The 21,947-nt window shown below is 47.2% G+C and carries 9 protein-coding genes; 8 read left to right on the top strand and 1 reads right to left on the bottom strand.

The window, feature by feature from the left end:
* From BUR42_RS06230 to BUR42_RS06200, 7 genes are all read left to right on the top strand, one after another.
* A complete protein-coding gene (locus BUR42_RS06230; RefSeq protein WP_074238398.1) occupies nucleotides 1–1,461 on the top strand; it encodes a PKD-like domain-containing protein in 1,461 nt (486 codons plus the stop codon).
* A gap of 49 nt (nucleotides 1,462–1,510) precedes the next feature.
* Nucleotides 1,511–2,443, top strand: a complete 933-nt coding sequence (locus BUR42_RS06225; RefSeq protein WP_074238397.1) for a DUF4465 domain-containing protein — start codon at nucleotides 1,511–1,513, stop codon at nucleotides 2,441–2,443.
* A gap of 31 nt (nucleotides 2,444–2,474) precedes the next feature.
* On the top strand, nucleotides 2,475–3,998 hold the full coding sequence (locus tag BUR42_RS06220) for a hypothetical protein (protein WP_074238396.1): 1,524 nt from the start codon (nucleotides 2,475–2,477) through the stop codon (nucleotides 3,996–3,998).
* A 4-nt stretch (nucleotides 3,999–4,002) separates the two neighbouring features.
* Nucleotides 4,003–5,352, top strand: coding sequence for a DUF5074 domain-containing protein (locus BUR42_RS06215; RefSeq protein ID WP_074238395.1), 1,350 nt, complete (start codon nucleotides 4,003–4,005; stop codon nucleotides 5,350–5,352).
* A gap of 288 nt (nucleotides 5,353–5,640) precedes the next feature.
* Entirely contained in the window at nucleotides 5,641–17,382 is an 11,742-nt protein-coding gene (locus BUR42_RS06210; RefSeq protein WP_074238394.1) for a Calx-beta domain-containing protein, read from the top strand.
* Between the two features lie 38 nt (nucleotides 17,383–17,420).
* Nucleotides 17,421–18,422, top strand: coding sequence for a PorP/SprF family type IX secretion system membrane protein (locus tag BUR42_RS06205; RefSeq protein ID WP_074240474.1), 1,002 nt, complete (start codon nucleotides 17,421–17,423; stop codon nucleotides 18,420–18,422).
* Between the two features lie 18 nt (nucleotides 18,423–18,440).
* A complete protein-coding gene (locus tag BUR42_RS06200; protein ID WP_074238393.1) occupies nucleotides 18,441–20,246 on the top strand; it encodes an OmpA family protein in 1,806 nt (601 codons plus the stop codon).
* Between the two features lie 45 nt (nucleotides 20,247–20,291).
* Here BUR42_RS06200 and BUR42_RS06195 read toward each other — a convergent pair whose 3' ends face one another.
* Entirely contained in the window at nucleotides 20,292–21,305 is a 1,014-nt protein-coding gene (locus BUR42_RS06195; RefSeq protein WP_074238392.1) for a terpene synthase family protein, read from the bottom strand.
* A 90-nt stretch (nucleotides 21,306–21,395) separates the two neighbouring features.
* Here BUR42_RS06195 and BUR42_RS06190 point away from each other — a divergent pair, with 90 nt between their 5' ends.
* Nucleotides 21,396–21,941 (top strand): alpha/beta fold hydrolase, encoded by a 546-nt coding sequence (locus BUR42_RS06190; RefSeq protein WP_074238391.1) that lies wholly within the window; start codon nucleotides 21,396–21,398, stop codon nucleotides 21,939–21,941.
* The last annotated feature ends 6 nt before the right edge of the window (nucleotides 21,942–21,947 follow it).

Below are 21,947 nucleotides of genomic sequence, written 5' to 3'. Positions count from 1 at the left end.
ATGAAAAGAATTATTTTCCTGGCGTTGCTGATAGCCGCTATTTCCTGCAGGAAAGGACAATACCTGCCCCCGGCCATTTCCGGAGTCGGAGAAGATACCATCGTTTTGAACATTGGAGATAAAATGATACTGGCCCCCAATATCACTAACCTCAAAGGGAACAGTTATACCTGGTTAGTGAATGAAAAGGTGATCTCCTCCGGCCAAACCAATTATACTTTTGAAGCTACTGAACCGGGGAATTTCAACGTCACTTTTAAAGCAGGTAACAAAGGCGGTGCTGCTGAGCAATCCTTTAAGATATTTGTAGAGAAACCAATTGCTGTATCAATAACCGATCAGCTGGCAGTTTCCATGTGCAATGTAATTGATATTGCACCTACCGTTACAGGCCCTGACAGAACAGATTACCAGTATGAATGGTCTATCGGCGATTCTGTGATTGGCAAAACACGCAACCTGAGCTTCATTTCACCTGAAGCCGGAACATACGACCTTACATTCCGTGCTACCGCAGGTAAACAGACGGCAACATCCACCCGCACCATAACAGTGAAGGCAGAGCAGTATGTAAAAAATGCTTATACCGTTCTGGAATACGCGCCTGCTCCCGGCAAATTGCATAACTGGGCTATTATAGGAGATAAAATATTATGGGACCTGGGGTATGAATATCCGCTTCCTTACAATGCCTTTTTAGCCAAGGCAAGTGAGATGAGAAAGACCAGCAATGCAGCCGGGCTTTTCCTCGGCTCCTGGGGAAGCGCTGCCACCTTTAAATTTGATCATACCGTTGTTAATGTTGCCGGCAAAACCGATCTGGAGCTGACGGCTTTTTATTCCAACAAAGATGTTCCAGCTGTATACGTAGCTTATGATCGTAATAAAAATGGCAAGCCGGATGAAGATGAATGGTATGAGATCAAAAACGATGATTACGGATTAGAGGATACATTGACTTATGAAATGACCTTTACCTATAATAAAACCGAAACAGATACCAGGAGGGTGTATGTTTATTCTAACTGGAAAGATAACAGGACCGAACCTACCCAGGGAGAGCTCCTGACCAATAAAACTTTCGCCAGCTCTATGACCTTTGGTGGCGTTTTCTCTATCAGGGGATTTTTCCCCGGCCTTCACATGATCGATTTCAATACCAAACAGGTAGCTATGCTGGACGGATGGCCAACTACGTTCTCCCGCAAAGGAAAACGCATCATCAGGAACCTCTCCGGCGCCTCTCCGTTCTTCCAGAAACTGAATGTTGATATTGATATGGCCGTCAATAATAAAGGCGAAAACATTCAGTTACCAGGGATTGATTTTGTGAAAGTACAGAAGGTTGTTTATCCTTTTCAACAGGACAATACCACTGGTAATGTGCTGAAAGATGTGAATATGGAAGAAGCGCGGATGTTACAGGTGGGCGCCATATTAGACAGGCATCTCAAAAATTAAAAAGCCGGGCAACCCCGATTCATTCATAACCCAACAAAAATTAAAACTTATGAAAAAATCCCTTTTTAATAAGGCACTGCTGATAGCGAGCATTTCTCTTGTTGTTACAGCTTCCTGTAACAAGCAGAATGATGTGTTGCCGGACCCGGCTGCAAAACCGGAGACTAAAAAAGCAGGTGCAAACGGCTTATTATCCACTACCTACACCATCACTTTTGAGGGTATAGGCAGCAGTTATATGGCAGGCAATACCTCCTATGGAGACAATGCCTACTCAACCTGGGGCGGTACCCAGATTGCACCCTACGTACATTCCCCCAGTAATCTGCGGTTTGCGATCAAAGGTGCAGGCGGAGGTTCTCCGGTTGAATTCTATGATGGCGGTTTTGTGGTTTCCAACTGGAACTATAAGTCAAATATTCCAGGCCAGTCCGGTGATTGGTGGTACTCTTACCTCAACCAGTGCAGTGTTTATTCAGGCACGCATGGCACTAACAACGGAGGTTACGGCGGGAGCAGCAACTTTGCCGTAATGTTTGGCTATGTGGATTTCTTTAACTCCTCTTATGCTACCCCTCCTACCCTGAACTTTACATCTGGCAGCGGCGTGATAGAGGGAATGCAGATCTGCCTTTCTTCTTACACTTACGGTGTGATCCAGAACGGTAATGCATTTGGTCAGTCCGGCGTGGCAACCCCTCTCTCTGATGTAGAGAACGGAACAGGGTATTTCAAATTACTGGCATATGGTTTTGATGGTAATACGCCCACAAATAATGGCGACCCTGTTGAAATTTTCCTGGCAAAATACAATAACCATTTGCCTGTTGTATCCCCATTGATCAACTGGACTTATTTCGACCTCTCTGCTTTGGGTAATGTTACACGGGTTGAGTTCAACTTTGAAGGTAACGATTCAGGTACTTATGGGCTTAATACCCCAGCCTATATCTGTATAGACAATGTTGAAGTGACGCAATAAAACAAATGCCCGGCTTTTTAAAATAAATATCATGAACTATAGAAATAATTTCCTCCTTTACCTGGCCTGCCTGGCACTTTTAGTTGCCAGCTGCGGAAAAAAAGATGCTGAGCCAGCGGCACCTGCACCGGTTATTGCCGGACTTGAATCTGAGTACTACGTAGTGGTAAGAGAGAACATCTCACTTACTCCAACCATTGAAAACGGTGTGGATTCCCTTGTATGGATAGTGAACGGCCAAAGGGTAGCGAATGCATTGCAGTATACTTTTCAGGCGCCTGCCGATCCCGGTACTTATAGCCTGATCGTTAAGGCCTATAATGCCGGTAACATTGTACAAAAAGTTTTACAGATCACTACAGGCCGTTACCTGAACTGGCAAACAACAGCGAATAAGATCCTGGCCATTGAGGCATCACAGAAATTTGCGAATAAGACTGATCTCAAATGGGAAATACTGTCGGCTCCCTCCGAACGCTACAGGTTGTCAGACACCACCAATTCTAAAAGGGCCTTATTCACCTCCGTGGATAGAGGCTCTTTCAAATTAAAAGTTTCCTCCGGGGAACTGGTGGATACGCTGCTTATAACGGTGAAGCAGTCTGATAAGGCGCCCTCTCCCTATATCTCAAAAGTTTTCGATTACCTGCCTGCTCCCGGTCAGTTTGTAAACGAACTGCCCAAATATAATGCAGGCGACACCTATGAAACGATAATAGGCAAAGTAAGTAAAGAGCTGGTGGGAGAAGATGCCAATACCATCACCTTAGGTGGCTGGGGCGGCTATGTTGTGGTAGGGTTTGATCACACCATTGTAAATGTACCAGGCAGACGCGATTTCCGGATCCATGGAAATGCATTCGGCGCCAATGCCAACCCACGTCCCAATGCACCTTTCGGCGGAAGCTGCGAGCCTGCGATTGTGATGGTAGCATACGATAAAAATAAAAATGGTAAACCCGATGAAGATGAGTGGTATGAAATAAAAGGCAGCGGTAATTTTTCTGCTGAAAACGAACCATGGTATAGTGCTGCTGTAGCTAGTAAAAATGATGTGCGCACTTTCCGGAATTACGAAATGACCTATAGCCGCCCGGTAACGGAAACGCCTGGTACTCCCCAGGGCCACATCAGCATCCCCAACTATATTAGCTGGAGCGATAACCAGGGGCAGCAAGGTTACAAGATCAAAAACACCTACCATACACAAAGTTATTACCCAGGATGGGTGAAAGACGATCAGATCACCTACAAAGGCATCCGCCTCGCAAGGAATGGTATAGAGGAAAGTGGCCAGGGCAGCTACTTTGTGCTGTATGCTTTCAAATATGGATATGTAGATAACTATCCTAATACACATGATAACTCCGGCATTGATATAGACTGGGCCATTGATAAAAACGGTAATAAGGTATTGCTGCCGGGTATCGACTTTGTGAAATTATATAATGGAGTAGACCAGGAAAATGGCTGGCTGGGAGAAGCATCCACTGAAATATCCCGTGGGGAAGACCTGCACCTGTTAGGAACAAAAATTGCGACAATAAATCAATAAGTACATGAAAAAAAGTGTTTTGGCATTTGGGACGTTGATCGTCCTTGCAACAGTATCCTGCTCTAAAAAAGACAAAATTGAGCTGGTGGAGGCCCCCGAGGTGGAGATCGTAAATGTGCTTTCTCAAAACAATGTAGCACAGCAGGATACCTTGTTTTTCAAAGTAAAGGCAACCAAGGGGAGTACTTTTGCATGGTCTGTGGACAATAAAGATGCAGCGGCTAAAGATTCCATCTTTAAGTTTGTTTCAAATGACCTGGGAGAACATACGATTACTGTAACGGCTTCAAAGAGCGATAAAAAAACTTCTTCCCAGGTAAGTGTTACGGTATATGGAAAGTACAAATACGGCACATTTGTATTAAACGAGGGGAATATGACGTCGGAGAACGGGAGCCTGACCTTTATCAGCCCTACCGGTGTTGTTACCGATAGCGCCTATTCTAAAGTGAATGGCACAGACCTCGGAAATGTGGCACAGGATTTATTCATAAGGAATAACAAGATCTACATCATTTCTCAGAATGGCAAAAAGAACGCTGTGGGCAATTCATTTGAGAACGACGGCCTGCTTGTAGTAGCCAATGCCGAAACACTTAAAAAGGAAGCCGCTTATAATGATGAATTAGCCGCACTTAGCTGGCCTACGCACGTAGCCGTACTAAATGAAGAGAATGTGATCATCAGGGATAACAGCGGTTTATACCGGTTTAACACTACAACCAAAGCGCTTACGCTTATTAAAGGAACCAGGTCTTCTGCCAAGCTGACGATGGCGGTTTCAAATAATAAGATATTTGCTGCCGCCGGCACCAAGGTATATGTATACGAGCCAAATAAAGATTCCATCACTTTCGCTTTGGATATGAAAGCCTCCGTTAGCGGTGTAGTTAAAGCCAGTGATGGCAACATCTGGGTATCCACTACCGGATCTCCTTCTAAAATTTCCAAGATCAATTACAGGGATTATTCTTTAATAAAAGCCAATGATATTACTGTTGGTAGTGTAAGCGCCGGATTTGGGGCTACTCCTGGTATTACGGCAAAAGGTGATACACTTTATTTCAGTGGCGCCGGTACCAAAATGTACCGCCATATCTTCAGCATAGGCTCAACGGAGTTTATGGCAGATGCTAAGCCACTGGTTGAAAATGCCAATATTGTATATAATAATATAGCAGTGCACCCCCTTACAGGAGAAGTTTACATGAACACTATTAAAGGTTATGGCCTGGATTTCCTGATCAATAATATTAACGTCTTTAATTTTAGCAATGGCGCGAAAGTAAGTACTAACTACAAGAACTATACGAATTTTCCCGCAGGTATCTTCTTTACCTGGAACTATAATTAATATATAACCACATTTTTAAAAACCTGCATACTCCGTGCAGGTTTTTTTATTTTATGTAACTCAATTTTTAATATATAGAACTATTACTACAAAAAATTACTACAGCAAACTTTACTTTTACCCCGCCCAAGCACTTGAAACCGAATTATATCCGTAAGGATTAACCAATACCAGTCCTATGTAGAGAGAAAAATTACTTTCCCGAAAACATATTGTGAATAACCATTTACCACACTTCCCTGCAAGGTGGTGATGCTTTTTTATTGTCCCGACATATCCGACACCAAGATGAAAAAACTAATTCTGCTTAGCACAATCCTGCTATTATTTGTATCCCGTTCGTTTGCTGATGACTACTATTGGGTAGGCGGCGCTGGTAACTGGACAGAAACTACACACTGGGCTTCCGTTTCAGGCGGTACACCTAATAAGTCGATTGTGCCGGGCGCCAACGATGATGTGTATTTTGATGCGAACAGTGGCCTGGCGGCCGGTATGGTAGTAACCCTGCCCACCGGCGCTCATGCTTACTGCCGTAATATGTCCTGGGCGGGTGTTACCACGGCCGCCATATTCAGGAACCTTGTTACCACCTTCCAGCTGCAGATAAGTGGTAACGTGGAACTTTCATCCACCGTGCGGTACGCCATGTCAACCATCAACTTTGTTGGTAACTCTAACGCTACTTACAAAACAAACGGAGCGGCAAGGCTCGGTGTCGGCTATTATAATCCTATTACAATTACTAAAGGCACCGGTTCACTCACCTTCCTGGATGGGATCAACGAAAACACGTCGATATCGAACATTGTACTGTACACAGGTCTTTTGAACCTATCCGGCCAGACACATACGATCGGCAGTCTTTCTGCAGGTGGTACAACCACCAGGAGTGTCAATATCAGTAATGCTTCGGTTACTTGTCTCGGAAACTGGGATACCAGGGGCTCAAACTTAACGTTCACGGCTACAAACTCCACTGTCACAGCGGATATGTTCCACTCTACGGGTCTTACTTTCGATAAAGTGTTTGCGAACAGGGATAACCCTGATATGGATATCAACAACAACACCTTCAGCGAGCTGACGCTTGCCAGCCCAACGTCTCAGATAGGGACACAGCGGATAGGTGCCAATAATATAATAAGCCGCCTGGAATTCAAGGGCGGCGGCCGTATTGCAGGTGCCGGCAATGTGATCGGCCAGCTGATACTGGCGCCGGGGAAAGGTTACATTTTCCATGGTAATAATACGATCAATACTTTAATGCAGGCAAATACCGCTGACTGCGATGCGCTGGGTGAACTGAGGGGGGCGGATGCAAATGCCAGGCTTACGTTCGGAGCAGGCGCAACAGCTGATATACGGAATGTTTTGATCACCAGCCTCACGGCTGCAGGCAGCATCATCCCCATTTCAGTCGTGGGGGTAGATGGTGGCAGTAATACCGGTTTCAACATCACGCCACGGACAGGAGGCAATGCCACCCTCTACTGGGTAGGTGGCGCCGGTGACTGGGACGACAAGGCTCACTGGAGCGCATCCAGTGGCGGGGCTGGGGGGGCTTGCGTACCCTTTACTACGGATAATGTGGTGTTTGATGCCAATAGTGGTTTTACCAACGCAAGCAAAACTGTTTCTGTAACCAGTACTGCCAGATGTCACAACATGACCTGGACGAATGTTACCAATTCCCCCATTTTAAATATAGCCGGCTATACGATGGAGATCTGGGGCTCTGTAGAGCTGGATCCCACAATGACCTTTACCGGAGCAAATACAGCATATACCAGGGGCACTTATCTGATGAAAGGCACTGAAGCATCCACTTTCACTTCCAAGGGATGCAACCTGGGCGCTCCATTGATCAATGTGGATAAAACAGGTCCAAACGGCGGACTCACTATCACCGATAACCTCACGTTCCCTGCCTGTAGCTTATGGGTAGCCAACGGTAAACTCCTGATGCCCGGGCGTACAATAAACATTGATGAGATCAGAAGCCAGACCACCACTGTACGCACCATAGACTACAGTAATGCCAACATCACGGTGAATAACTGGATAATAGATTCAAGGAACGCCATTTCCGTGAACAATGGAACCGGCTCGTTTATCACAGCGAAGGCATGGTTTGTTGTGAACGGCTTTGGCACTGGTTTTACCTATCCGAAAGTATATTCCGATGCTACACTGAACTCAGTTAACATCACCGGCAGCACCATCGGCGAACTGGTATTTACTAATACCAGCCCTACCACTACCGTTATTGCCCTGAACGGTAACGGAGGTAATACTATCGGCACACTGGATGTCCGTTGCGGCAGGGTCACATTTCAGGGAAATAATACGATCAATAATCTGTTGCTGGCTCCCTCAAGAACTTATTATTTCAAGGGCACACAGACCATCACCGGCCTTTTCCGTTTCAACAGCCCTGATTGTAACGGCCTGGGCGAATTGAGGGATTTAGATGGTACTCCTGCAATACTCAGCTTCGGCCCTTCTTCTACACGGGATTTTAATAATGTTTATCTGTTGAACATGACCGCGACCGGCAGCGGCGTTCCTATCTCAGTATCGGGCGCCGATGCAGGTGGTAATACCGGTTTCAATATAACCCCTTCCGCTGCCGGCCCGCGCTATTGGGTAGGTGGCTCGGGCGACTGGAATGAATCCGCACACTGGAGTAATACCAGTGGCGGCCCGGGTGGAGCCTGTGTACCAACTGTAGCGAACGATGTGTATTTCGATGCCGGCAGTTTTACCAGTGGTAGTAGTACGGTCACCATTTCCCAGGGAAATGCTTATTGCCGGAATATGGATTGGACCGGCGCAACCTTTGCTCCGGTTTTCAACAAAGCCAGCAACTCCCTCATTTTGGAAGTATGGGGCAGCCTGACCCTGAACAATACAGTCGCCATCAATGCACAGCTATATTTTGTAGGAACAACGAACAGCACCTTTACTTCCAACGGTAACACATCGGGTAACCTGGATATGTTTCTGGGTAAATCAGCAGGGTATTCACTCCGCTTCACGGATAATTTCTCCAACCCGCAAACCAGGATAGATCTGAGGTCTGGCGGATTAGATCTAAGCGGTCGCACAATAGCATTGGATGCGATAAGTGATGGTAACCAGAATGGTACCACTACCATGAATATCACCAATGCCACCCTGAATATAAACGCCTGGGAATACCAGGGGGCCAACAAGTCTTTACAGGCTTCCGGGTCATTCATAAACGCTGCAGGCTACTTCGCCGCGGACGATGCGGCTTATAACATAGTGTACACAGGAGTTACCAACACAAACTATATAAGGGTCGTTTCAATATCCGCGAAAGAATTTATTTTCACCAACCCGCTTACTACCTCAGCCGCCCAAATTCACAGCGGCAATACCATCGGTAAGCTGGAGTTCAAAGGCAAGGGCTACATTAACGGAACCGGCAACACGATCGATACACTGATCTTTTCCCCCGGTAAGGTATATGTTTTCCTGAGCGGCTCCAACAACACCATTACAAAAGAATGGTTCGGCAGCGGCACCCCCTGTAACCTTACGGAGATCACCAGTTCATCCACCGGCGCCTATACAGTTACTAAAACTGCCGGCCAGGTTGTTTTTGACTACGTGAGGCTGCGCAACATGACAGCAGCAGGTATTACACCGTTCAAAGCCCTGGAACACAGTGAAAATCTTGGCGGCAATACCAACTGGGACATTGCACCATACAACGGTTCAACACCTATTCTCGGGCTTGGACCTGATCTCACACTTTGCGCAAACGAATTCCCGCACACACTAAATACCGACGGGTTTTTCGCTTCGCCACTCGCATCTTTTGCATGGACTGGCGGCAGCACAGGTAAAACACTGGTAGTAAGCAATCCCGGTACCTACAGCGTAACAGTTAGTTACCCCGATGGATGTACACGAACAGACGCTATAGTTATCACCCGCAGCACAGTAACCGTTGATCCGGTAACCGGTACTGCTACCGTTTGCGTAGGCGCCACTACAACCCTGAGCAGCATTACACCTGGAGGTGTTTGGTCTACCAGCGATGCGGCCGTTGCTACTGTGAACACCACAGGTGTGGTAAGCGGTGTTACAGCAGGCACAGCTAATATTATCTATACTGTTACTAACGGCGATGGTTGCAGCAACAGCCAGCAATTGGCAGTAACAGTAAATGCGGTAACCGCAGTACCTGCCATCACAGGCACACTTACTTTATTCCAGGGTGGCACCACTACCCTTTCCAACACTACACCAGGCGGCGTTTGGTCCAGCGGCAACACAGCCGTAGCCACCGTTGATGCCGGTGGTATTGTAACAGGTGTAGCCGGCGGAACAGCCATCATCACTTATACCGTAACGAACCCAAGCGGATGTATTACATCCCAAACCGCTACTGTAACTGTTGATGCCAACTCCCCGGACAAACGTGTACTAAGTGTAACGAAAACAGCAGATGCACAGGAACCTGCAACCCATGGCGGATTCTCCATCCACCTGCCTCCAGGTGTACTGGCAGCAGAGAATATCACGGTGCCTTATACCATTAGCGGCACCGCCACTCCTACTGCAGATTATATCGCATTAAGCAATACCGCGGTGATCCCTGCCGGGGAGAACGGTGTGCCCGTTCCCGTTAATATCGTGAACGATGCACAGATTGAAAGCGTAGAAACAGTGATCCTCACCCTATCACCTGGTACTTCCACTAATTATACATACACGGTTGATGGCGCAGCTGGTAATGCTACTGTGCAGATCGCAGATGATGATGATGTACCTGCTAACCGCCTGTTGAATGTAACAGCTCAGCTCAATGTGAACGAACCTTCCAATACCGGGACCTTCACGATCGCGCTGCCTTCAGGCGCCCTGGCACCAGAAGACATTACGGTTACTTACACCATGAGCGGTACTTCTACCAATGGCGTTGATTACCAGTTACTGTCCGGTACAGCTATCATCCCTGCAGGTCAGAACAGCAGAGTGGTTGATGTGATTGGAATAGATGATCAGCTTATAGAGCAGACAGAAGAAATTATAATGACCATCGCTGGTGGTACAACTTTAACAGCAGGAAACTTCGGGGTGGATGCTGTTGATTTTAAAGCTACACTTTACCAGGCGGACAATGATTATACCGCAGCTACAAGACTGCTTGCTGTGACCAGCAATGGAAACCTCAGCGAACCAACTTCCAGCGGTGGATTTACGATCAAACTGCCAGGTAGCTACGAAAGTTCTCTGCCTATCACCATTACCTACACGCTGACAGGCACAGCCACGCATGGTGCTGACTATAACGGGCCTGCTACTACCATCACGCTGCCTGCTAATGCGAACAGCGTTACCGTTCCGATCAGCGTTGTTAACGACGATCTGATAGAGCCAAATGAAACAGTTATTCTGACTATCGTTAATGGCGTGGCCACCCAGGGTGCAAGCACAGTATTTACACTTTCTCCTGATCCCGCAACCCCAAATGCAACCATCAATATCACTGACGAGGATAATATCCCCGCCAACAAAACAATAACAGTTACTGCGCTGAGCAATGCCGCAGAACCTTCCACATCAGGCGCCTTCAGGGTAAGCCTGCCTCCGGGCGTATTTACTTCAGAAGCCATCACTGTCTCCTATACGATAGGAGCAGGTACAGCTACGCCAGGAAGTGATTACACAGCAATAACCGGATCCATTATTATCCCTGCCAATAGCAACAGTGTAGACGTTCCCGTGAAGGTGATCGACAACACGGTTATTGAAAGCACAGAAACGGTGATCTTAAACGTTACAGGTGGTACATCCGCAAGCTTCACCGGACCCAATGCCTTCACAGGGGCGGCAATTAACAGTGCAACCGTTGACATTACGGATAATGATGCTACTCCTGGTAATACCACGGTGGTATTGCTGACAAAAATTTCGGATGCTATTGAAGGCAGCACATTTGGTCAATACAGGATATCATTACCTCCGGGCGTTACCAGCTCGGAAGCTATAACGGTAACCTTTAGTACCGGAGGCTCTGCCCTAAATCCTGCAGATTATACACTGCAGGGACTTTCAGGCGGCAATATTGTGATCCCGGCCGGTACCAATGAGGTGTTGATTGATGTGAACGCAGGTAACGACGGTTTGATCGAGGGGCCGGAAAATGTGATACTAACCCTCATAGCCGCGGGTTCTCCCTCCCAACCGTATACTATAGATCCTGCCGGAAACGGTGCGATAGTTAATATCGTTGACGGCAATGCTGCCAGCAGTACTCCGCTGCAGGTGCTTACCGGTACAAATGCAGCCGAACCCGGGTCCAATGCTACATTCACAGTGAAGCTGGCCGGCGTTGCAACTTCTGCATGGCCGGTAACCGTAGCCTACAAGGTTTCCAATCCGCCCGCAGGCGCAGTCGGCGCGATATCCGGCCTGGATTATGAAAGCTTTGGAACGATTGTTATACCTGCAGGTGCTCCGGGTAGCGTCACCGTTACCCTGACTGTTAAGGACGATGACATCATTGAGCCAACAGAGCCGCTGACTTTCACTATCCTTTCCGGTAGTGCAACAGATGGCGGAGGCAATGCCTTCATCTTCCCTCCGGACCCGGCAAACGATGAAATTGTTATAACCATTGCCGATAACGATGCAACCACCGCTAACCAGAAATTGAAGGTGGAAAAAATAAGCGATGCAGCAGAACCTAATACACCAGGTAGTTTTAAGGTAAGCCTGCCAACAGGTTATACTTCCAGCGCTAATACTACCCTCCATTACGACATGAGTACCGGTACCGCGACCCGCAATACCGATTATGCAATATCTACGATAACACTTCCTGCCAATCAGAACAGCGTGTACCTTCCGGTTAATGTGATTGACGATAAGATAATTGAAGGCACAGAAACAGCTACCCTCACACTGAGACCTACTGCGGGAACAGACGGTAACGGTTTTAACTATGACGCTGACGGGCCGGCAGCTGCGATGGACATCACAGATGATGATAACACTGCCGATAACAGGAACCTAAGTGTGGTCACTACCACTCATGCAACAGAAGGTTCTGCAACACCAGGCAGGTTCACTATCCAACTGCCGAATGGCGTTACGACCGCTAACGCCCTCACTGTCAACTATACGATTGGTGGCAGCGCTACGAGCCCCGCTGATTATCCTGCATTTACAGGAACAGCAATTATTCCTGCAGGCAGTGGCCAGGTAGATGTGGACCTAACACCAATTGATGATAATGTGATCGAAGCTACAGAAACAGTGATCCTTACCATCATCAGCGGTTCAGACGGTACAAATACCTTTACTCCTGCGCCCGGCAGTGCAACTGCGTCCCTGAATATTACGGATAATGATGCCGGTAACCCCAGCTATAATAAACTGAAGGTTGTAAGAGTGAACCATGCTGCAGAATCACCACTTGTCAACGGTAAATTCCATATTTCGTTTGAAGCTGGTACTACCATTACTTCATCAGAAGATATCACCGTGAATTATACGATTGGGGGCACTGCTACCAGAGGAGCAGACTATACTACCTTAAGTGGAACGGCAGTGCTGAGAGCAGGGGACAACGGTGTGGATGTAGACGTAATGGTGTTGGATGATCAATATATAGAACCATTAAACGAAACAGTAGTAATTACACTGACAGACGGTAATTCTGCCAGCTTTACTTTCCTTCCTTCTACCACTGGTGCTTTGCGTTCTACAAGTTTGAATATCACGGATAATGAAAACACTCCTGCAAATACGGTGCTGACCCTTACGAAAATTGGTGACGCATCAGAATCAGGCACCATCGGTGGCTTCCGTGTCAGCTTGCCTCCAAACATCTATTGTCAGTGTTCCATTACGGGGAACTACACATTAACTGGTACTGCTGCGCTACCAAATGCTTTGCCAAATCCGGATTATATTAATCCTGGTATTATGCGAATTGATCAGGGTAAAAACTATGTAGATCTACCGGTAAATGCAATTAATGATCTTCTTATAGAGAATGCTGAAACAGTGATATTGACTCCTCTAAGTAGTTTTAGTTTTACTGGCTTTAATCCTGGTGCTACATGGGCCAGTGTAGCCCCTCTTACGGTGAACATTGAAGATAACGACAATACCCCTGCTAACCGTCATGTAAATGTGACCGTGGGCTATGAAGGTACCGAGGGCGGTGCCGGACAACTTGGCCGCATTAGGTTCAATTACAGTTTACCACAGGGGATTGTGCCTTCAGAAAACGTAACAATTAATTACACCGTAACCGGTACTGCCGCATTGGGATCGGACTTTAACGGCTCACCGATGGCAGCGCAATTTAGCGGAATAGCTCAACTTAACCCAACAGGTACAGGAGGCACAACCAGTGTAGGTGCCGTGGTAGATGATAATATCATCGAAGGCACAGAAGACGTGATAGTTACCATCACCAGCGTCACTTCTCCGAACTTCACCTATACCTTTGGTCCTCCGGCTACAGCCCGGATATTTGATAACGATAATACACCGGCTAACCTGGAGCTTTCGGTGACTAAAACCGCCGATGCCGTTGAATCCGGTACCATTGGTAAATTCACCATCAGCCTGCCGGGCACAACAACAGTATCAGCAGAGGATATAACGGTAAATTATACAATAGCCGGTACTGCTACTAACGGGACAGACTATACTAACTTAACAGGTACGGTAGTGATCCCTGCCAATAATCATAGCATAGATGTAGATGTGACCGCCGCCGCAGATCAGATCTTAGAAGGTCTTGAAACAGTGACACTGACAATAACAGGTGGTCAATCTGCCAGCTTCAGCTTCACTCTTGCTGCTGCAAACAGCGCCACAGTGGATATCACAGATGCAGACAACATACCTGCAAACCTGACCCTCAGCATCAGTAAAGTAAGCGATGCTAAAGAAGGTTCCAATCCAGGTAATGTGAAATTCTCACTGCCCGCAAATATTGTGGCCGCACAGGATATCACAGTGAGCTATTCTGTGAGTGGTGGTACAGCAACATCTGATGTGGATTATCCTGCACTCTCCGGTACTGCTATCATCAAAGCCGGTGATGATGCTGTAACAATACCTGTTCCGGTAATAGACGACCAGATAATTGAACCACTGGAAACAGTGATCATCACCCTCACCGGTGGTAATGGCGGAAGCCTTACATATACAGGCGCCGGCGATGTAACCGTAAATATTGAAGACAATGACAACACACCGGATAACCTGTTGTTGAAAGTGATCAAAGACACAGATGCCACAGAGCATGGTACGCCGGGTAATTTCATCGTATCACTTCCTGATGGCGTAACATCCACAGAAGATATCACGGTGAACTATGTTATAAGTGGTACTGCTACAAACACTGACGACTATAATGTTCTCAGTGGATCGGTTGTTATCACTGCCGGAAACAGTACTGCAAACGTACCCGTTACCGCTGTCAACGACCTCGTGATCGAAGGCACGGAAACCGTTATCCTGGAAGTTACAGGCGGCTCCCAAACCAGCGGCGTAACCTATGTTCCCGGCCCGGATAAAACAGCTTCCCTGGATATTATAGACGATGATCAGGACCCTGTTAACCTGGTACTGACCATCGCCCAGGACTTAGACGGCGCAGAATCAGGTACTAATGGCAGATTTACCATCAGCCTGCCTTTCGGTATAACTTCTTCAGAAGATATCACCGTGAGTTACACCATCATGGGTACTGCTACGCCAGGTTCCGATTACACTCCCCTCTCCGGTACGGTGATCATTCCTGCCAATAATAACAGTATACCATTATCAGTAGATGTACTGAATGACAATGTTATAGAACCAACAGAAACAGTGATAGCAACCCTTGCAGGCGGCAGCAGTGCAAGCCTCACCTACACCGGTACCAACAGCGCAACTGTTAATATCACGGATGATGAAAGCACCATACCTGCCAATCTCGAACTGACTGTTACCAAAGGCAGCGATGCAACAGAAGGCGCTACAGATGGCAGCTTTGTGATCAGCCTGGCAGGGACTGTACGTTCTGCAAATGATATCACGGTGCATTACACCATCAGCGGTACAGCCACACCGGATGCAGATTACACTGCCCTTAGCGGTACTGCAGTGATCCGTGCAGGTGATCCCGGTGTAACCGTTACCGTTCCGGTATTAAATGATGATATACTTGAAGTAACCGAAACCGTCATACTCACCCTCAACGGCGGAACCGGTGCCGGCATCACGTATACCGGTACAGGCAATGCCACCGTGAATATCACGGATGATGAGAACACACCGGCTAACCTGGTACTGAATGTAGCTGCTAATGGCGATGTATCGGAAGCAGCATCAGGTGCAGGCTTTATCATCAGCCTGCCGAACAATATCAAAACTGCAACGGACCTTACCGTTACCTATACAGTAGCAGGTACCGCCATCAATGGTACGGACTATGCCAACCTGAGTGGTACTGCGGTAATACTTGCAGGTGATAACAGCGTTGCTATCCAGGTAAACGGTATCGATGATCAGATAATAGAAGGCAATGAAACCATTCAGCTGACCATTGCCAATGGCGCTACCCCTACAGGCCTCTTGCTCACACCGGGCGCCAACAGCACCGCTACTATTCATCTGATAGATGACGATAACAACCTGAACATTGTGGTAAGTGCAACACCATCTGTTGCTGAACCATCCACTGCCGGTAAATTCACCATCAGCCTGGCCGGTGGCAAGGCACCTGCAAAGGATGTTACTGTAAGATATACGATCACTGGTACCGCCACCACAGCTGCAGATTACACAGCACTCAGCAGCACCGCAGTGATCCTTGCAGGTAACACCAGCGTAGATGTGAACTTAACTGTATTGGACGATGAACTGATAGAGCCAACAGAAACCGTGATCATGACCATCGACGGAGGCTCTTCTACTGATCTTACTTATACAGTTGGCGCTCCGAATACCGCTACTATAAATATTACAGATACAGACGCTACCGGCAACCTGGTACTGGACGTAACTGCCAGCAAACCTAATGCTGATGAAGTGGGTAATCATGGTGAATTCACTATCAGCATAGCAAATGGTAAACGTACTGCTGAACCTGTTACCGTTCAATACACCATCAGCGGTACTGCTACACCTAACGCAGACTACCAGCCAATTACAGGCAGCATTATCATACCAGCCGGTGCGAACAGCATAGCGGTTCCTGTACAGGTGATCAACGACCTCCTGGTAGAAGATCCTGAAACGGTGATACTCACTATCTCCGGCGGTCAATCCACCAGCTTTACTTATACAGCCGGCGCTGCAGATCAGGCAACGGTAACCATCACCAGTGAAGATATTCCTGCGGGAGACCTCATCATCACGAAAGAACTGGTTGCTCCTGCTACAGGCCCTTACCGTATCGGTCAGGAGATCACTTACCGGATCACCGTAAGCAACATCGGAAACGCCCTCGCCAGCGGTGTTGTGGTAACTGATACATTGGCTATGCAACTGGGTCTGCCTTCCGGCACTACGCCGGAAAGAGGCTCCGTGAATGTAACAGCCAACAGGCTCGTGATCTGGACCATTGGGGACGTAGCGCAAGGCAGCACTGTACAACTGGAAATACGCGTCAGGATCACTGAAGGTGGTGAACTGGTTGCCGGTTCTGAAGTGGGCAGTGGCTCACTCGATCCGGATATGACGAACAACAAGGCTTTCCTGAGATTACAGGTAGAAGGTCAGGACATGAACTTCCCCAATGTATTCACACCTAACGGTGACGGTAAGAACGAGAAGTTTGTGATCGGTGGTATTGAAAAATACCCGGGTGCAAAACTGCAGGTGTTTAACCGCTGGGGCAGCCAGGTATACCGGTCCAACGACTACCGTAACGACTGGAATGGTTCTGGTCTCAACGAAGGCACTTATTTCTATATCCTGGAAGTGAATAAACCGGCTGGCATGAAATCTTATAAAGGATGGGTATTAATCGTGCGGTAATGATAATAAAAAGCTCTGCTGATCTTAAAAATAAAAAGATGCAAAAAATACTAAAAGCAGTGATAACGGCTTTGCTCCTCATCCCGGGAGCCTGCGCAACAGCGCAGCAGAACATACAGTTCAGCCAGTATGTTTTCAACGGGCTCAGTGTTAACCCGGCTTATGCAGGTTATAAGGAAGACCTTTATCTGAATGCCTCCTACCGACATCAATGGGCAGGTTTCCCTGGGGCACCACGCACCGGGGGAATCTCCCTGGATGGTGTAACTCCTGCCAGCGAAGGCAGGGTTGGCCTCGGCGGGCAGGTATTGTTCGATAAACTCGGGCCACAGGAATCACTGGCATTCTATGGTTCTTATTCCTACCGTATTCCTCTTGATGCGGAAAATACACGCCGTATCTGCTTTGGTATTGGTGCAGGTGTAACCCAGTATTCCATAGATGGTTCCGCATTACAGTATATGGATAATGACGACCAGGCAATACCTACCGGTAAAACCAGCACCTGGGTACCAGATGCACGCTTCGGCATCTATTACTATACTTCAAAGTTCTATGCCGGTGTTTCTGTAATGGACCTGTTCTCCCTTTATTCAGATGCTACCCGGTATAACTGGAAAGGGAATAACTACTCCACCATCCGCAAAACGCAACACATGTATCTTACAGCAGGCACTGTGATCCCGCTGGGTGAAGGTCTTCAGCTGAAACCGTCCTTCCTGTTGAAAGAGGACTTCAAAGGGCCTACCAATGTAGACCTGAACGCTTTCCTGCTGATAGGTGAAAAGTTATGGGTGGGTGGCTCCTATCGCACGAACGTGAACATCTGGAAAAAGACCGGTTTGCAACGTGACCTCCAGGAACAAAACGCAGCCAGCGCCATGATTGAATTCTACGCTACCCCACAGCTGCGCATCGGTTATTCCTATGATCTGAACGTAAACAAGATGGCAGGTTACCAGGGTGGTTCACATGAAATGTCCGTTGGATACCTGATCCCTTCTAAAAAATTCACGGTACAGAACCCAAGGTATTTTTAAACCCATTACTCACGAAGTATGATACGACGTAGTTTAACTTTTATCGCAACCATAACGCTGGCCGGCAGCCTGCAGGCACAGGAGCAGAAAAGTGTGCTCCGGCTTGCTGAAGAGGCTTATGCGCGGGAAGAATATGCACTCGCAGGGGCTCTTTACCAGCGGCAGACGAGTGGGAAAGAAAATAAAACACCTGTAGCATTGCTGATGAAGATGGCGCATAGCTACCAGGAGATCGGCCGCTTCCAGGAAGCGGCAGGCTATTATCAACAGATCATCGCCCGGCCTGATCATCCCACTGCTGCCTCTTTTGCCTACGGTGAAACATTGCGGCAGCTGGAACAGTACGAGGCTGCAAAACAGCAATATGCCCTGTTCACTACCAGTAATGCCGATAGCATCCAACTGAAGGAAATTGCAATACGCAGCTGCGACAGTGCCGCAATCTGGATCAAAGCTCCTTCTCCCCTGCAACTGCAGCCTTTGAAAACGTTGAACACAAGTGGATCTGACCTGGTGAGCAGCATCGTGAACAGGAAACTGGTACTGATGTCCAACGGGTATCGCAGGCTGGTGCTCAATGGCAACCGGGAAACAAATCCCGCAACGGACAGGCGTACGCAGCAACCCTTTTACAAAGCTTACGTTTACCAGCAATACGCACAAGGTAATGGCACCATGTACCTGGAAGAACTGCTGCCTAAGGTATTCGGCAAATATGATTACCATATCGGCCCTGTATACCTGAACAAATCGGAAGACACACTCTACGCAACCATTAACATCCAGGGGAAAAATGTACAGTATACAGGCAAAGGTCCCGTGAATGGGGTCCGCCAGCTGCAGCTCTATCTGTCTGTGAAAACCAACGATAAATGGAGCGAACTGGTATTGCTGCCGGGCATCAATATAGCAGGATATTCTTCCAGCCATGCGGTACTGAATACAGGCGGGAACATCCTCTACTTTGTATCCGACCGCCCCGGTGGCCTGGGCCAAACGGACATCTGGTATTGTGAAAAACAGGCGGATGGCAACTGGAGCACACCACTGAACTGCGGAGATAAGATCAACACCATCGCAGCTGAAACATTTCCCACCGTGAATGAAGAAGGCGCTCTTTACTTCTCCAGTAAAGGCCATGCAGGATTCGGGGGATATGATATCTACCGGGTGAAAGGCGAAAGAACAAACTGGGGAACACCAGAGAATATGAAAGCACCTTTCAACTCCGGTGCAGACGATATTGGCTTTGTATTGAAAAATAACGGACCTGAAGGTTACCTGTCTTCAAACAAACCGGGCGGTATGGGAAGTGATGATATCTACTCTTTTGTTGCTACTGATCTTTTCAACAGCATAAATGGCATCAAAGCACCGGATGTGATTAGAAATAACGAACCGAAGGATACCAAACCTCCTGTTACCGTAACAGGGCCAAGGAAACTTACTGCCGCAGAAGAAGCCGATAAACAAAAACTGGAACAGCTGAAATTCCTCTATGATTATAACAGCGCTGACCTGTTGACAGAATCACAACAAATGCTCGATAATGTTGCCGAAATAATGGCCCGTCATCCGGATTGGAAACTCGTTGTGTTATCATTTGCAGACAACCGGGGTACAGATCAATATAATAATGACCTGTCTGCAAGACGTTGTTTCTCGTCCATTGAATACCTGGCTCAAAAGGGTATTGATCAGAAACGGATCTATTATGCAAACAAGGGTGAAAGTGAACCTGTGAACAAGTGTAAGGACGGCGTCCCCTGCAATGAGGAAGAACACCGCCAGAACAGGCGCACAGAACTACAGGTAATGTGGTAAAATATTCAGAAAAGAAAAAGCCGTGATAACAAGCGGCTTTTTCTTTTAATCCCGGCTGACAAACTCACCGTCTACATACCCTCCATTCGTATAGCGAGATTTATCGTTCGTATGCCAGGCATAAACACCGGCAACTGAGATACCCAGGTCCTGTACATAATTATAAACCATGTCCCGCCATTTCCCAAATGGCGGCAGATACTCATGTAACAGCATAAATTCCTTTAAAAAGTTATCATGGATCTCCAATGCCTTCATATAGGCTTCTCTTATTGGTATTTTATATTCATGCTGTACTACTTTTACCAGGTTCATGGTATCTCCCTCCCTGTGCAGCTCTTTGGGAAGTGAAATAAAATCATTGTGTATGCCGATCATCAAAGCGCAAAGCGTATGAAGCCGTAAGATGTGCGGGTGCTCTAATATATCATCCGGTAACTGGCGGTAATCTTTCTGCATAGCCAGGTATTTGCAAAACGGAAGGGCTCCGCTTGTATCTTCCCGGATGATCAGGTAAACAGCAAGTGGTGGCGGAACATTGGCCTTGTAATACACTTTTTCCTCCGCATAGCCAACAAATACGTTGCGTATGGAAGCTACAAACCTTTTATACAAACGTTCCGGCATTTCACATGTAATGGCATCCTGCCTGAGCAGCCAGAATTGATGGAATATTCCGTTATCCAGCGGTTCATTGGCATCCTCTCCGGTTAACAACGCGGTTATGTGTTTTCCGATCTCATTCATTTCATTGCGCGAACAACGGTCCCAGTAATCATCCATCATTGCCCCGTTGGCCGCATAATTCGCAAGGGGGCGTAATTCTGCGAGTGTACTTAAAAAAGGGCAGCCTCGTGCTGCAATGTCAGTCAGATGATGTAACTTATGTTTTTCGCGGGCTTCTTTACTATGTAGCGTATACTCCCTGTCAATCCAATCGTAGTATTCTTCCCGCTGTTGTTGAAAATCCGGGTGTATAAAATCGGGAAAAGGATAGCTGGGCTTGGGGAGGTCAAGTAATCCTGCATAGAATTCTTCATCTGAAATTGTCTTTAGCATGGTTAACTATTTTTTGGGTTAAACTTAGGTGCAGTGTGAAAATAGACGTTTTCATTGAAATTATACCGCAGTGACTAATCTGATACTGATATGAAAAAACAGGTGCTTTTTATACATGGCGGAGGTGATGATGGTTATGGCGAAGACGCAAAGCTGGCAGCATCACTTCAAAAAGAATTAGGAGAGGATTATGAGATCATCTTTCCTGAAATGCCATCAATTGATGATTCTCCGGATTTTGGCTGGTTGAAGAAAATTGGAAAAGAAATAGGGCAGTTAAAAGAGGATGCTATCTGGATGGGGCATTCATTGGGTGCATCAATGCTGTTGAAATACCTCTCCGAAAACAAGGTGTCTAAAAATACTGCCGGGATCTTCCTGCTGGCTCCGCCATTCTGGAGTGGTGAGGAGAAATGGAAACAGGGCTTAAAACTTCAAAAAGATTTTGCGGCAAACCTTCCTGAAAACTACCCTACGTACTTTTATTATTGCCAGGACGATGAGGTTGTACCGCCTGATCAGTTTGAAACCTACAGGCAACAGGTCCCATGGGCCACCTTTCGTGAATTTGAAAGTGGTGGTCATCAGCTGGATAATAACCTTCACCTGGTATCAAAGGATATCAAAGCCCTGTAAACTTTC

The organism is Chitinophaga niabensis, assembly GCF_900129465.1.
GTDB lineage: Bacteria > Bacteroidota > Bacteroidia > Chitinophagales > Chitinophagaceae > Chitinophaga > Chitinophaga niabensis.
Note: the sequence above shows the minus strand (reverse complement) of the source record. Positions and strands in the feature narration are given on the sequence as shown.